Here is a 14,216-nt window from a genome sequence, read left to right on the forward strand (position 1 = left end):
ACTAAATGCCCTTTTTTCACACTCATTTTAAGTATTAACTAATTTAAATTAAAACCAATGAAAACGCTAATCCAAAGATTAACGGTACCATTCTTGTGCCTTTTTGTAACGTCCCTTTTGGTCTCTTGTCAAACAGATAATAATGAATTAGACCAATCAAACCCTGAGCAGATCGAATTTGAAGAATCAAAGATTATAAGCTTTGATGAAATCGAAGAAATGACCCAAAACATTATTGATGGAGAATTGGCTGAGCCAGAAAATGATGAGGAAGCTTTTGACACTTCTAAAAGTACGAGATTTGATATTAGTAGAGAAAGAAGAGTATATGATTTTTCGGCAACGATAAATAGCGGAGCAGGTGCTGGAACAGACATTGAAGGTGAACTTAGGTTAAATTTCACCTTGTACCATGCAAGTTTTACAATTGTTCGAGGGAATTTAATTTTACCTGATGGAACTAGAGCTAGAACTAGAGGGGCTATTGTAAGCGATGGAATTGTTTATTTAATAATTAACCCTCCAGGAAGAAGTCTCATTTTCGGAATTGGAAGAGTAGATACAGAAGGTAATTTACAAGGAGGTTTTAGAATTTTTGGTAACGGCGGTATAGGAAGAGGAGATTGGAATGCAGAATTGATAGAGACCGTTTTTCCAGATAAGACCATAGTAGATTTAATTGTTGAGGACGGTAGATTTACTTCTTTAGTGGGAGCGTTACAAGCTACAGATTTAGTAGCGCCGTTATCAGGAGAAGGTCCTTTTACAGTTTTTGCTCCTACAGATGAAGCTTTTGCAGCCTTAGAGGAAGTCCCAGGATTAGAAGTTTTAAAACAAATTCTTTTATACCATGTTGCTAGTGGAAGATTCAATACAGCAGAGTTGTTAATAGAGGAAATGATAACAACATTGCAAGGTGAAGATGTAAAAGTAAGTTTAAACGAAAATAATGAGATAGTTATCAATGATACAGTAAAACTTCTTTCTGCAAATATTGGGGGCTCTAATGGAGTAATCCAAATTATTGATACAGTGTTAATACCGCCATCTTTTCAACCATTACCATCAATAGTAGAAATAGCAGTTGCAACACCAGAGCTTTCTACTTTGGTTGGTGCGTTACAAGCAGCTAATTTAGTAGATACCTTAAATGGAGATGGACCTTTTACAGTATTTGCTCCTACTAACGCTGCGTTTGATGCATTAGATGCAATTCCTGCAGGAGATGCATTAACAGAGGTACTTTTGTATCACGTTGCTGCCGGTAAATTTACTGCAGAAGATTTACTTGCTGGTCAGACGGTTACTACTGCTCAAGGTGATGAGGTTACTATCGAGATAATTAATGGAGAAGTCTTTTTAAATAGTTCTATTAAAGTAAGTATTGCAGATATTGAAGCTTCTAATGGTATCGTACATGTAATTGATGGAGTATTACTTCCTCCAGCTGATCTACAATCAATTGTGGAGATCGCTGTAGATACACCAGAACTTTCTACATTGGTTGGTGCATTACAAGCAGCTAATTTAGTAGATACCTTAAATGGAGATGGACCTTTTACAGTATTTGCTCCTACTAACGCTGCGTTTGATGCATTAGATGCAATTCCTGCAGGAGATGCATTAACAGAAGTACTTTTGTATCACGTTGCTGCCGGTAAATTTACTGCAGAAGATTTACTTGCTGGTCAGACGGTTACTACTGTTCAAGGTGATGAGGTTGCTATCGATATGATTGACGGAGAAGTCTTTTTGAATGGGAATGTAAAAGTTAGTATTGCAGATATTGAAGCTTCTAATGGTATCGTACATGTAATTGATGGAGTATTACTTCCACCAGCTGATCTGCAATCCATTGTTGAGATAGCGGTTGCTACACCAGAACTCTCTACGCTAGTGGGAGCATTGCAAGTAGCGGATTTAGTAGATACCCTAAATGGAGAAGGTCCTTTTACAGTATTTGCGCCTACTAACGATGCATTTGATGCTTTAGAAGCAATTCCTGCAGGAGATGCATTAACTGAAGTGCTTTTATATCATGTTGCAGCAGGTAAGTTTACTGCAGATGATTTGCTTACGGGTCAGACTGTTACTACGGTTCAAGGAGATGAAGTAACTATTGAAATGATTAATGGTGAAGTATTTTTAAACGAAATTATCAGAGTTGATATCGCTAATATTGAAGCATCTAATGGTATTGTACATGTAATTAATGGTGTATTAATTCCGCCATCTTTATAACCAAAGGACATGATTTGAATTAGCCAAAATTATGATGTCCAAGAAGCTATTAGAAAGAGAATTCTTATTCTTTCTAATAGCTTTTTTATTTTAAGCTAATTTCTTCTTAGGATATTTAGAATTCTGTCTTAACCATTCTTTATTAATACACTTCAAATCATTAAATTTGCACCTGTCTGCTAAAAAAGTGGATGTAGAAAAACCTGAAGAAAGCATATGTTTGATAATTTAAGTGATAAGTTAGATAAGGCGTTACATATTCTAAAAGGCCACGGTCAAATTACAGAAGTAAATGTTGCTGAGACACTTAAGGAAGTTCGTAGAGCGTTAGTTGATGCGGACGTAAATTATAAGATCGCAAAAGATTTTACAGCTACTGTAAAGGAAAAAGCATTAGGTCAAAACGTACTTAAAAGCCTTAAGCCTGGACAATTAATGGTGAAACTTGTAAAAGATGAGTTGACCGAATTAATGGGTGGAGAAGTTGCAGGAGTTAATTTATCTGGAAACCCTTCTGTAGTTTTAATGTCAGGATTGCAAGGTTCTGGTAAAACTACATTTTCCGGAAAACTAGCTAACTTTCTGAAAACTAAAAAAACTAAGAACCCTCTTTTAGTAGCCTGTGATGTTTACAGACCAGCAGCGATAGACCAATTGCATGTAGTAGGAGAACAAATAAATGTTGAAGTCTTTAGTGATAGAGATAATAACGATCCAGTTGCAATAGCTAAAGCTGGTCTTGCTCACGCTAAAGCTAATGGATTTAATGTGGTGATTATTGATACAGCGGGACGTTTGGCTGTTGATGAAGTAATGATGACCGAGATTGAGAATATTCATAAAGCTGTTACCCCAGATGAAACATTATTTGTTGTAGATTCCATGACAGGTCAGGATGCAGTGAATACGGCTAAAGCATTTAATGATGTTTTGAATTTTGACGGGGTAATACTTACCAAACTAGATGGTGATACCCGAGGTGGTGCAGCTATTTCTATTAAATCTGTTGTTAATAAGCCAATTAAATTTATTGGTACTGGAGAGAAGATGGAAGCAATTGATGTATTCTATCCTTCTCGTATGGCTGATCGTATTTTGGGAATGGGAGATGTTGTTTCCCTTGTAGAAAGAGCTCAGGAGCAATTTGATGAAGAGGAAGCCAGAAAATTACAGAAAAAGATTGCTAAAAATCAATTTGGTTTTGACGATTTTTTGAAGCAAATTCAACAGGTTAAGAAAATGGGGAACATGAAAGACCTTGTAGGTATGATTCCTGGAGCCGGTAAGATGATGAAGAATGTAGATATCGATGATGATGCTTTTAAGCATATAGAAGCAATTATTCATTCTATGACGCCAGACGAGCGCACAAAACCTCAAATTATAAACGCTAGTAGAAAAAAACGTATCGGTAAAGGTTCGGGGACTTCTGTACAGCAAGTCAATCAATTACTTAAGCAGTTTGATCAGATGAGTAAAATGATGAAGATGATGCAAGGCGGAGGCGGAAAACGCATGATGCAGATGATGGGTAAAATGAAATAACTTGTATAAACAATATATAACTTAAAAATAGAGTAGGGGCTTAATATGGAAGTTTTAGACGGAAAAAAAGTAAGTAACGATATAAAAAATGAAATTGCTGTCGAGGTTCAGAAAATAAAAGACCGAGGCGAGAAAGTTCCACACCTTGCTGCCGTTTTGGTGGGTAACGATGGAGCAAGTCTTACTTATGTAGGTAGTAAAGTAAAAGCGTGTGAAAGAGTAGGTTTTGAGTCTACTTTGGTGAAAATGCCAAGTACTACTAGTGAAATAGAGCTATTAGCTAAAATCAAAGAACTAAATGAAAATTCAGATATTGATGGATTTATAGTTCAATTACCTTTGCCCCCACAAATTGATACTCAGAAAGTGCTGTTAGCTGTAGATCCTAATAAAGATGTGGATGGTTTCCATCCAATGAATTTTGGTAAAATGGCATTGGATATGTCAACTTTTATTCCTGCGACTCCATTTGGTATTTTAGAGCTATTAGAGCGTTATAATGTAGATACCAAAGGAAAACATACAGTGGTAATCGGAAGAAGTCATATTGTTGGGAGGCCTATGAGTATACTAATGGGAAGAAAAGGGTGGCCAGGTAATTCTACGGTAACGTTAACCCATAGTCATACTAAAAATATAACCCAGATTATTTCTCAAGCAGATATCGTTATTTCTGCCTTAGGAGTTCCTAACTTCTTGAAGGCTGAAATGGTAAAAGATGATGCCGTCATTATCGACGTTGGTATAACCAGAGTTGCCGATGATACTAGAGAGAGAGGGTATAGGATTGTAGGTGATGTAGATTATGAAAACGTTAGCAAAAAAGCTTCTTTTATTACACCAGTTCCAGGAGGAGTTGGTCCAATGACTATAGCGATGCTTCTTAAAAACACGTTGTTAGCTAGAGAAAGACATCGTAATAATGGATAATTATAAATTATTTATTTAGAACTTGAAACTACGTTATATCTATAAATTAGAAGTAATAAAATATTAATATAAGGCCTTAGAAGTTTAATTATAAACGCTAAGGCTTTTTTTCTAGGGTTGACTAAGGTTTTGAGATATAGATCTGACAATTGCTTTTGATGATGGATTTTGTAATTAGCATCTTAATAGGTTGGATTGTCTTTTGTTAATATAATAAAGGATAATTGGAAATAAAAAAGGCACCATTTTATGGTGCCTTTTTACTTTACATCTATTATTGGTGATAATAAAATATATTTTTTTGTTTAGATCATTTTCTTAGAACGCATTGAACTTACTAGCATCGATATTATCTTGATCTTCTGCATCATTGTTATATAATGTTCCATTTGGCATAAGATCTAAAGATAAGCTGTAAGATGGTACATTAATACCTTCTTCAGTCTTAATTGTGTTGTAGTCTAAGATGTCCTGTCCTTTTTCGTATAAAGCATTTTTTGTAAATGTTCCTTGCTTTTTTCCATTTTTACTAGGAGATTCTTTCCACTCTTTTCCGTAAGCAATTACACAGTAGTACTCACCTTGAGGAATATTTCTGATAAACTGGGTAGATCCGCTGTTAATATATACAATCCTCACAGTTTCATCATCCTTTTCAGTTTTACCCATTTTTACAAGTTTAACAACCACGTCCGTATTGTTACCAACATCTACTTTAAGGTAGTTATCTAACTTATATTCGAATTTACCTTTGAAATTGAATGATTTTGGAGTAGCACCTGATTTATAGCTCTTTTTCTCCCAACTAGCAAATTTATTCTCTCTAGTCACTTTTGATGGAGCGGCCGTAGCTCTTGATGAATTAGCATTACTGCCATTTGAAGCTGTTTTCGACTCTATAGGACTATACGCTGTATCAGTATTCCCTAAAGTTCTTTTGTTGGCAGCTTCTAAAGCTTTTTGTGTGTCTGCAAGTTCCGCTAATCTTCTACGTTCAGCAGCACTTTTGTTTTGATTTGCAGCAGCAGCGGCAGCGGCAGCGGCAGCAGCATCAGCTTCAGCTTGTCTCTGTAATCTTTCTGCTTCAGCGATAGCTTTTCTTGCGGCTTCAGCAGCAGCAATTTTTGCAGCTTCAGCAGCAGCGATTGCTTTATTAGCAGCATCTTGTGCAGCCTTTTTTCTAGCTTCAGCGGCTTTTGCAGCTCTTTCAGCATCTGCAATACTACTATCTTCAGCTAGTAATTTTGTTTGCACAAAACCATTACCGTTTTTGTGCTGGACTGTACTCCAGTCTCCGTATCCAGAACTAATAACATATACCTGAGTTCCCTGAGGAATCTCTGCGATAATGTCAAAGTTTGCACCTGGTCCAGTTCGTAATTCTAATTTGGCGGTAGCCATTAAATAGCGATCCAATGACCTTATTTGGGCAAAAGTCGAGGATGTCATCACCAATAGTAAAATAAATGTAAAAATTGATTTCATAATCTTTCTGTGTTTACATAATTAAAATTCAAAAAATAAAGCAGATTAGGGTTCTTATAAAAGGTGTTAATCTTTTTTGCTTTAGTATCTTATTTTTTTTATCAGATTTAAAAGTTTTTATTCAAATTATTGTTCAAAAATCTCACTCTCAAAAAACATGCCAAACATTTTTTTTGACATTTATAAATTATTAACAAATCTTGACATTGTGTTAAAATTTATAATCTTTTAAAGAACTTTTTTTAGTCTAAAATCCTGTTTATCAAACATTTAAACATGTTTTTCTTCAGTATAAGTTTAAACTTGTTAATTAATTAACTGAGTTGAAAACTCTTAAACTATAAACAAAAGTAAGTTATTAATATGAAAAACACAACTTGTTTCCATTTTATTTGTATAAAATTCTACTTTTTTTTTCAACAATTTGTGTTTTTCAACGATTATTTTGTGTATTACATCTGATTTATGCTGCATTTATAAGGGCTGAAGTCGGTTAAGGGTAATTTGCTTATAAACTAAATTTTGTCAATTTTTAAATGAAAAAATATTTATAGTCGAAATTAGCTTTTTTTACAATATTTTAACATTTATTATTATGCTTGCATAGTATTTTGTTGAGTTTTTAGATAAGTGACTTTTTAAAGTAGATGCGTATAATTTTGATATTAAGGCGCTTACGGTATTGTGTGATTTTATTTTTTGTAAAACATAAAAGATTGTTTTAGTGTTAGATATATCGTGAAATTTAACAAAATCATTCCTTTTTCTGCTCTTCAAAATGCAAGTTTTGATGTTCTTTTTTTTAACTAATTATGGTGTCGTCAGAAATCGCTGACCTTTTTTATGTGTACGATTTTATTGAGAATACGATTCTTTTGATAAAGAATCTGTAAATGTATAATGAGAAATCGATTAATGAATGTCTTTAATTAATTCGGGGAATTTTTTATGAAAACGTTTCAGCCTCGGAATAGAAACATTTTGAATATATCTGTTATAAGGATTCCTTTTTTCATAATCTTGATGATAGCCTTCCGCTTTCCAAAATTTTTGAAAAGGAGTGACTTCTGCTGCAATTTTTCTATTGAGGGTTTTGCTCAGTAAATCTTTCTTTTTTTGAATTATGTTTTTTTGATTGTCATTTTGGTAAAATATAATAGATCTGTATTGGGAGCCTCTATCTGGTCCTTGTCCATTTATTTGAGTCGGGTTTTGTGATCCAAAGTAAACGTCGACTAACGAGGAAAAGGAAACGATTTTCGGGTCGTATAAAACTTCTACTGCTTCTGCGTGACCTGTACGTCCAGTGTTGCTTGATTCATATGTTGGGTTTTCTGTATGTCCTCCGGAGTATCCAGAGACAACTTCTTTCACTCCTTTTACACTTTCATAAATCGCTTCTACACACCAAAAACATCCACTTGCAAAATAAGCTCGCTCTAGTTCATTAATTGGTTTGGTTTGAACTGCAGTTATGTTTTGATTTTGGAGTGCTGCTTTTTTTTGATCTTGAGTTTGACTATTGCCTTGACAGCCGACTAATAAAATCGAAATAGTAAATATGCTATATAATAAGGTCTTCATGATAAATATCTTTTTAGTAATGCTTAGTCTAGATTTATTTATAAACCTTTCGGCTGATAGTTTTTAAGATGCAAAATTAATTAATTAGATAATAGCAGGTTTAGTCTTAAGAAAATTTTAAATAAAAACGGCTGTCAAATTTTTGACAGCCGTTACCTATATATTATATGGTTTATAATTTATCCATTCATGGAAATCAGGAACTCGTCATTATTACGAGTTTGTTTAAAACGATCATTGATAAATTCCATTGCTTCTACAGGGTTCATATCTGCAAGATATTTACGCATTACCCACATTCTTTGAATAGTGTTTTCGTCTAATAAAATATCATCACGACGTGTACTGGAAGATGTAAGGTCGATAGCAGGGAAAATTCTACGATTAGATATTTTACGATCTAACTGTAATTCCATATTGCCAGTTCCTTTAAATTCTTCAAAAATAACCTCGTCCATTTTAGAGCCAGTTTCTGTTAAAGCTGTGGCTATAATAGTAAGTGATCCTCCGTTTTCTATATTACGAGCCGCACCAAAGAAACGTTTTGGTTTGTGTAGAGCATTAGCGTCTACACCACCACTAAGAATCTTACCTGAAGCAGGTTGTACAGTGTTGTATGCTCTTGCTAAACGTGTAATGGAGTCTAAAAGTATTACTACATCATGACCACATTCTACCAATCGTTTTGCTTTCTCTAATACAATGTTTGCAATTTTAACATGTTCGTGTGCTTCTTTGTCAAATGTAGAAGCGATAACTTCTCCACGTACGTTACGCTGCATGTCTGTTACTTCTTCAGGACGTTCATCGATTAGTAGTATCATTTGGTATACTTCAGGATGATTTGCAGCAATTGCATTTGCTACATCCTTCAATAGCATTGTTTTACCTGTTTTTGGTTGAGAGACAATCATTCCACGTTGTCCTTTTCCTATAGGAGAAAATAGATCCATTATCCTTGTGGAAATTGTACTTTGTCTTTCTGCTAATTTGAATTTTTCCTGAGGGAAAAGCGGTGTAAGGTGTTCAAAAGATACTCTGTCTCTTACTACTTGTGGATCCAGGCCATTAATCTTGTTTACCTTAATTAATGGGAAATATTTTTCGCCTTCTTTTGGAGGTCTTACTTGTCCAAGAACGGTGTCACCTGTCTTAAGTCCAAAAAGTCTTATTTGTGATTGAGATACATATATATCGTCTGGAGAAGAGAGGTAGTTGTAGTCACTGGATCTTAAAAAACCATATCCATCCTGCATGATGTCTAGTACTCCTTCACTTTGGATAATTGCATCAAATTCGTAATCAGGTTCTTTATAGCGATTTCGGTTGTCTCTATTACCGCTATCCCTATTTCCGTTATTTTCCTTTTTATTGGTATTTCGGTTTTTGTTTTGGGATTTATCGTTATTTCTATTACGATTATCTTTTCTGTCGTCCTTTCTATCGTCCTTTTTGTCTTCTCTTTTTTGTTGAGGTTTTTTGTTTTCTGGAGCTTCTATAGGCTTAGGTGTGTTGGTTTCTTTGTGTTCCGTTTTTGGAGCTGGGCTCTTCTCTACAGTAGTATCAGTTTCCTTTTTGTTAGGAGGATTTTGGTTTTTACTAGAAGGGTTCTGAGTATTCGGTGCCTTACGAGGTCTTCTCTGACGAGGAGCTTGTTTTGGCTTTTCGTTTTCAGTTTTACCAGAAGATTCTTCAGTAATAACTTCTTTTACTTTGCTGGGGTTTGCAGCTTGATAGTCCAAGATTTGGTATACCAAATCTAATTTTTTCATGGTGCGAAATTTAGGTACTTTTAAATTTTTCGCAATTTCCTGTAGCTCAGGAAGCTTTTTCGCTTTTAATTCAGAAATCTCTAACATTTAAATTTGTTATATAATTTAAGGTTCTGGTATTAAATTTTCTAAAGAAGAATTCTAGGAAAATTTTATTTTGAAGGTAAGTAACCTAAATAGAATGGGTTACACAATTTGTGTTGCAAGTATACGACTTTATTTTTGATTTTTTACACATATTTATAAAAAGAAACTCTTATTTTTGCATTTCCAAAAGAAGTAAGGGGCAATGATACAAAGAATCCAATCTATTTATTTGTTTTTAGTAGTGGTATTATCTGGTGGGATATCCACGATATTACCATATGGGCTAGATCAAGATGGAGAAGCTTTATTGTCTCAGAATAATTTTTTGGTTTTAGGAATGTTTACCGGATCCGCCGTATTAGCTTTGGTAAGTATTTTTTTATTTAAAAATAGACAGCTTCAATTTGTATTGGGGCGTATCAATATCTTATTAAACTTTATTTTACTAGGAGTATTTGTTTATTGGTCACTAACTTTATCTGGAGAAACTTTGGTTTCGGAGAAAGGTATTGGGATGTTGATTCCTGTTATTTCTATCGTTTTATTAGTAGTAGCCAACAAGGCTATCAGAAAGGATGAGAATCTCGTAAAATCTGTTGATCGATTACGATAAACCTAAAATCTTAGTAGTATTAGTGCGTTAAGACCCGAAGTATGCCAACTTCGGGTCTTATTTTTTACCTAATTCAATAACCTCGAGATTTTCGATTTTACCATGATCTAGGGTAAATCTTAACATGGTTCTTACTTTGTGAAATCCATGTTTTCCTGCGGCACCAGGGTTCATATGTAATACATCGTTAATTTTATCAGGAATTACTTTAAGAATGTGAGAATGACCACAAATGAATAATTTAGGTGGATTGGTTTTGATTTCTTCCCTTGTATTTATATTATATTTAGGTGGATATCCTCCGATATGCGTGATCCAAACAGAAACACCTTCGCAGGAGAATCTCTGATTTAGGGGAAAGGTAGCTCTTGCTTTATCATCGTCAATATTTCCGTAAACAGCACGAAGCGGTTTAAGAGCTTCGATAGCATCAGTGACTTTTAGATCTCCAATATCTCCCGCATGCCATACCTCGTCTGCTTCTTTTACATAATGTAAAATGCGTTCATCAATATAACTATGTGTGTCGCTAAGTAAGAGTATTTTTTTCAAATTGGTAATAAAAATGATTTATGATGTTATAAATAAACTGAACAATCCTATACAATTCATCTCTATAATATAAAGTATATTTGCCATCAGATTTTGAACAAAAATAGCATAAAGCTTTGAGATATTTTTTAGAACTTTCATATAATGGTACACCTTATCATGGATGGCAACGCCAGCCTAATGCAATTTCTGTACAAGAGGTTTTAGAAGATTCTTTATCATTATTATTGAGGTGTAAAATTGATGTAGTGGGCGCAGGTAGAACAGACACAGGAGTTCATGCACGACAGATAATGGCACATTTTGATAGTGAAACAGAATTAGATACTTTTCAGTTCAAATACAAGCTGAATTCACTTCTTCCGAAGGAAATTGCTGTACAAAAAGTGAGTTTAGTAAAAGAGAATACGCATGCTAGATTCGATGCTGTTAGTAGGTCTTATGAGTACATTATATCGGTATCTAAAGATCCTTTTAGAATAAATAATGCGTATTATCTTAAGAAAGAATTGGACATAGACTTGATGAATGATGCTGCTAAATTACTGTTAAACTATACTAATTTTAAATGTTTTAGTAAGTCTAAAACCGATGTAAAAACGTATAATTGTAACATAACCGATGCTGTCTGGGAGAAGACTGGTGATGTATTAGTTTTTAAAATTTCGGCAAATCGCTTTCTTAGAAATATGGTTAGAGCTATTGTTGGTACCTTAATTGAAATTGGAGAACATAAACTTGACCTGAATGATTTAAAGAGTATTATAAAAAGCGAAAATCGAAGTGAAGCAGGTTATTCAGTACCAGCACACGGTTTATATTTAACAGAAGTACAATACCCAAAAACTATATACCTTATATAATAATGGCTGAAAAAAGCGGTAAAGCATTTGACTTTAAATTGTTTAAGAGATTGATTGGTTTTACTAATCCATATCGTATTACATTTTATTTTGTGGCTTTGTCTGCTATATTATTATCTGTATTTGCGATACTTAGGCCTCTTTTATTGCAAAAAGCCATTGATAAAAGTTTTATTCCAAAAGATGAAGAGCTGATATTATTTTATATAAGTTTGATGTTAGGGGTGTTATTATTAGAAGTAATATTTCAATTCCTATTTATCTATTTTGCTAATTGGTTAGGGCAAGAAGTGATTAGGGATTTAAGGGTGAAACTTTTTGATCATATGTTAGGTTTTAAGAAACAATACTATGATCAATCAGCTGTTGGTAGGTTGGTGACTAGAGCAGTGAGTGATATCGAAACTATTGCGAGTATTTTTAGCCAAGGTCTTTTTATGATTATTAGTGATCTTCTAAAGATGATTGTTATTCTTGGTTTTATGATCTATTATAGCTGGCAACTTACTTTGATAGTTCTAGCAGTACTTCCTTTTATCATTTTTGCTACTAGAGTTTTTCAAAGAAAAATGAAAACTGCTTTTGAAGAGGTCAGGACCCAGGTTTCAAATTTGAATTCTTTTGTTCAGGAACGGATTACCGGAATGAAAATCGTTCAGCTTTTTACCAGAGAAGAAATAGAATATGCCAATTTTAAAGAAATTAATGATAAACATAAAAAAGGCTGGATAAAAACCGTTTGGTATAACTCTATATTTTTTCCTATTGCAGAAATGTCTAGTTCTATAACTATTGGATTAATTGTTTGGTATGGTGGATTGAGAGCGGCACAAGGTGATGTAATCACACTGGGTGTAGTCATTGCGTTTATCGAGTTATCCCAAATGCTATTTAGGCCTTTGCGTCAGATTGCGGATAAATTTAACACATTGCAGATGGGTATGGTGGCTGCCAATAGAGTATTTGCAATTTTGGACACTGAATCAAAAATTAATGACTTTGGCCAATTAGAATTACCGGCCATTAATGGAGATATCGATTTTGATGATGTAAGATTCAGTTATTTAGAAGGAGAAGAAGTATTGAAAGGAGTTACCTTATCTGTAAAGTCTGGAGAGACTGTTGCTATAGTTGGGGCTACTGGAGCCGGTAAGTCTACTATTATTAATTTGCTAAGTAGGTTTTATGAAATCGATAGTGGAACTATCTCAATTGATAAGCAGCCAATTAATACTATTGATCTAAAATCTTTGAGAAGTCATATCGCCGTAGTATTGCAAGATGTATTTCTCTTTGCTGATACGATCCTGAACAATATAACGCTTAATAATCCTGATATTACAGAAGAACAGGTTCAGAAAGCTGCTAAAGAAATAGGAATTCACGATTTTATAATGAGCCTTCCTAATGGCTATCATTATAATGTAAAAGAAAGAGGGATAATGCTTTCTTCTGGTCAAAGACAATTAATATCTTTTCTGAGAGCATACGTTACAAATCCTGAGATTTTAGTTTTAGATGAAGCAACTTCTTCTATTGACTCACATAGCGAGCAACTTATCCAGGATGCTACGGATAAAATAACTGAAGGTAGGACTTCTATAGTAATCGCCCACAGATTGGCTACTATTAAAAATGCCGATAAGATTATCGTTATGGATAACGGTAAAATAGTAGAAGAAGGTAATCATAATGAACTGTTAGAATTAGAAAATGGATATTATAAGAATCTTTATGATGTGCAGTTTGCAGAAGTGAGAGAGGTTTAGTTTATCAATCCATATTCTTTTAGGAATTTGGACGTTAGAGCCGCAAGTATTATTACGCCTGTCGTAATTAGCACAATTAGGAACCACCCAATAAATCCTTTAACTATTACTTTTTTGTAACTGATCAAGTATAGGTTTTTGAATAAAAAAGTTGCGTAGATAAATTGAATTAGTAAGAAAACAAAACTACTTTCTTCTATATAGTCTCCTAAAATAAATGTTATGATATAAGGAATGAAAGTTAAAATGGTAAGATGAGATGTAAGGTAGGAATTGATAACAATGTGTTCGGTAAAATTATACTTTTTATACTTTCTAAATATAAAACGTGATATGATGGCATAGAAAGGGATTAAAACAAAATATCCTAATGTGGGAAACTTTTTAGTTACTTCTATGAAAAGCTGAACTATCTTAGATGATTCGTCAAACCTTTCCGAATCTGAAGGTATGTCAAATCCTCTTTCTTTTATAAACGTAAGTATTGCTGCTAACGTAACAGATAGCAAGAAATATGATGCTACATTAAGGTACTTCTTTCTTACTCCATTAATATAACCATCGATTACAATATGTGGTTTTGTAGTTAAGTCTTTTATTGTATTAACGAATGTGTTATCAACATTAAGATACACCTCACTTATTTCGGTGATTAGGTTTTTAAAAGTAATACGTTTTGTGATTTTTTTGGCTCCGCAATTAGAGCAAAAATTAACGTCTTCTATGTTATTTCCGCAATTTTTACAATTGTTGATTGTAATAGTCTTAGCCATTT

Annotated in this window: 11 protein-coding genes; 6 read left to right on the forward strand and 5 right to left on the reverse strand. The window is 33.8% G+C overall.

The genetic code is table 11. The features are described 5' to 3' along the window. Positions 1–57 precede the first annotated feature (57 nt). From Q0910_RS11135 to Q0910_RS11145, 3 genes are all read left to right on the forward strand, one after another. Positions 58–2,241 carry a fasciclin domain-containing protein gene (locus Q0910_RS11135; RefSeq protein ID WP_299216017.1) on the forward strand — a complete coding sequence of 728 codons (2,184 nt, stop codon included), beginning with the start codon at positions 58–60 and terminating at the stop codon, positions 2,239–2,241. 216 nt (positions 2,242–2,457) lie between these two features. Next, on the forward strand, positions 2,458–3,786 hold the full coding sequence (gene ffh / locus Q0910_RS11140; RefSeq protein WP_299216020.1) for a signal recognition particle protein: 1,329 nt from the start codon (positions 2,458–2,460) through the stop codon (positions 3,784–3,786). 45 nt (positions 3,787–3,831) lie between these two features. Further along, a complete protein-coding gene (locus Q0910_RS11145) occupies positions 3,832–4,716 on the forward strand; it encodes a bifunctional 5,10-methylenetetrahydrofolate dehydrogenase/5,10-methenyltetrahydrofolate cyclohydrolase (RefSeq protein WP_299216023.1) in 885 nt (294 codons plus the stop codon). A gap of 318 nt (positions 4,717–5,034) precedes the next feature. On the opposite strand, the gene Q0910_RS11150 is transcribed toward Q0910_RS11145, so the two are convergent. The 3 genes from Q0910_RS11150 to rho all read right to left on the reverse strand — a co-directional run bounded on the left by Q0910_RS11150 (position 5,035) and on the right by rho (position 9,644). Beyond that, on the reverse strand, positions 5,035–6,201 hold the full coding sequence (locus tag Q0910_RS11150) for an SH3 domain-containing protein (RefSeq protein WP_299216026.1): 1,167 nt from the start codon (positions 6,199–6,201) through the stop codon (positions 5,035–5,037). A gap of 912 nt (positions 6,202–7,113) precedes the next feature. Then, positions 7,114–7,785, reverse strand: coding sequence for a peptide-methionine (S)-S-oxide reductase MsrA (gene msrA, locus Q0910_RS11155; RefSeq protein ID WP_299216028.1), 672 nt, complete (start codon positions 7,783–7,785; stop codon positions 7,114–7,116). Between the two features lie 179 nt (positions 7,786–7,964). After that, positions 7,965–9,644 (reverse strand): transcription termination factor Rho, encoded by a 1,680-nt coding sequence (rho, locus tag Q0910_RS11160; RefSeq protein ID WP_299216030.1) that lies wholly within the window; start codon positions 9,642–9,644, stop codon positions 7,965–7,967. Positions 9,645–9,846: 202 nt separating this feature from the next. Here rho and Q0910_RS11165 point away from each other — a divergent pair, with 202 nt between their 5' ends. Next, positions 9,847–10,257 (forward strand): DUF4293 domain-containing protein, encoded by a 411-nt coding sequence (locus Q0910_RS11165; RefSeq protein WP_299216033.1) that lies wholly within the window; start codon positions 9,847–9,849, stop codon positions 10,255–10,257. A 57-nt stretch (positions 10,258–10,314) separates the two neighbouring features. Here the strand turns inward: Q0910_RS11165 and Q0910_RS11170 are convergent, their stop codons facing one another. Continuing rightward, positions 10,315–10,809 carry a metallophosphoesterase family protein gene (locus Q0910_RS11170; RefSeq protein ID WP_299216036.1) on the reverse strand — a complete coding sequence of 165 codons (495 nt, stop codon included), beginning with the start codon at positions 10,807–10,809 and terminating at the stop codon, positions 10,315–10,317. Between the two features lie 116 nt (positions 10,810–10,925). Here Q0910_RS11170 and truA point away from each other — a divergent pair, with 116 nt between their 5' ends. Continuing rightward, positions 10,926–11,672 carry a tRNA pseudouridine(38-40) synthase TruA gene (gene truA / locus Q0910_RS11175; protein WP_299216039.1) on the forward strand — a complete coding sequence of 249 codons (747 nt, stop codon included), beginning with the start codon at positions 10,926–10,928 and terminating at the stop codon, positions 11,670–11,672. 2 nt (positions 11,673–11,674) lie between these two features. Then, a complete protein-coding gene (locus Q0910_RS11180) occupies positions 11,675–13,441 on the forward strand; it encodes an ABC transporter ATP-binding protein (RefSeq protein ID WP_299216042.1) in 1,767 nt (588 codons plus the stop codon). On the opposite strand, the gene Q0910_RS11185 is transcribed toward Q0910_RS11180, so the two are convergent. Further along, the gene (locus tag Q0910_RS11185) at positions 13,438–14,214 is read right to left on the reverse strand and encodes a DUF3667 domain-containing protein (RefSeq protein WP_299216046.1); all 777 of its coding nucleotides are present in this window, start codon (positions 14,212–14,214) and stop codon (positions 13,438–13,440) included. The two genes, Q0910_RS11180 and Q0910_RS11185, sit on opposite strands and share 4 nt — an antisense overlap. Positions 14,215–14,216: the final 2 nt, after the last annotated feature.

Source organism: uncultured Aquimarina sp. (genome assembly GCF_947495315.1).
GTDB lineage: Bacteria > Bacteroidota > Bacteroidia > Flavobacteriales > Flavobacteriaceae > Aquimarina.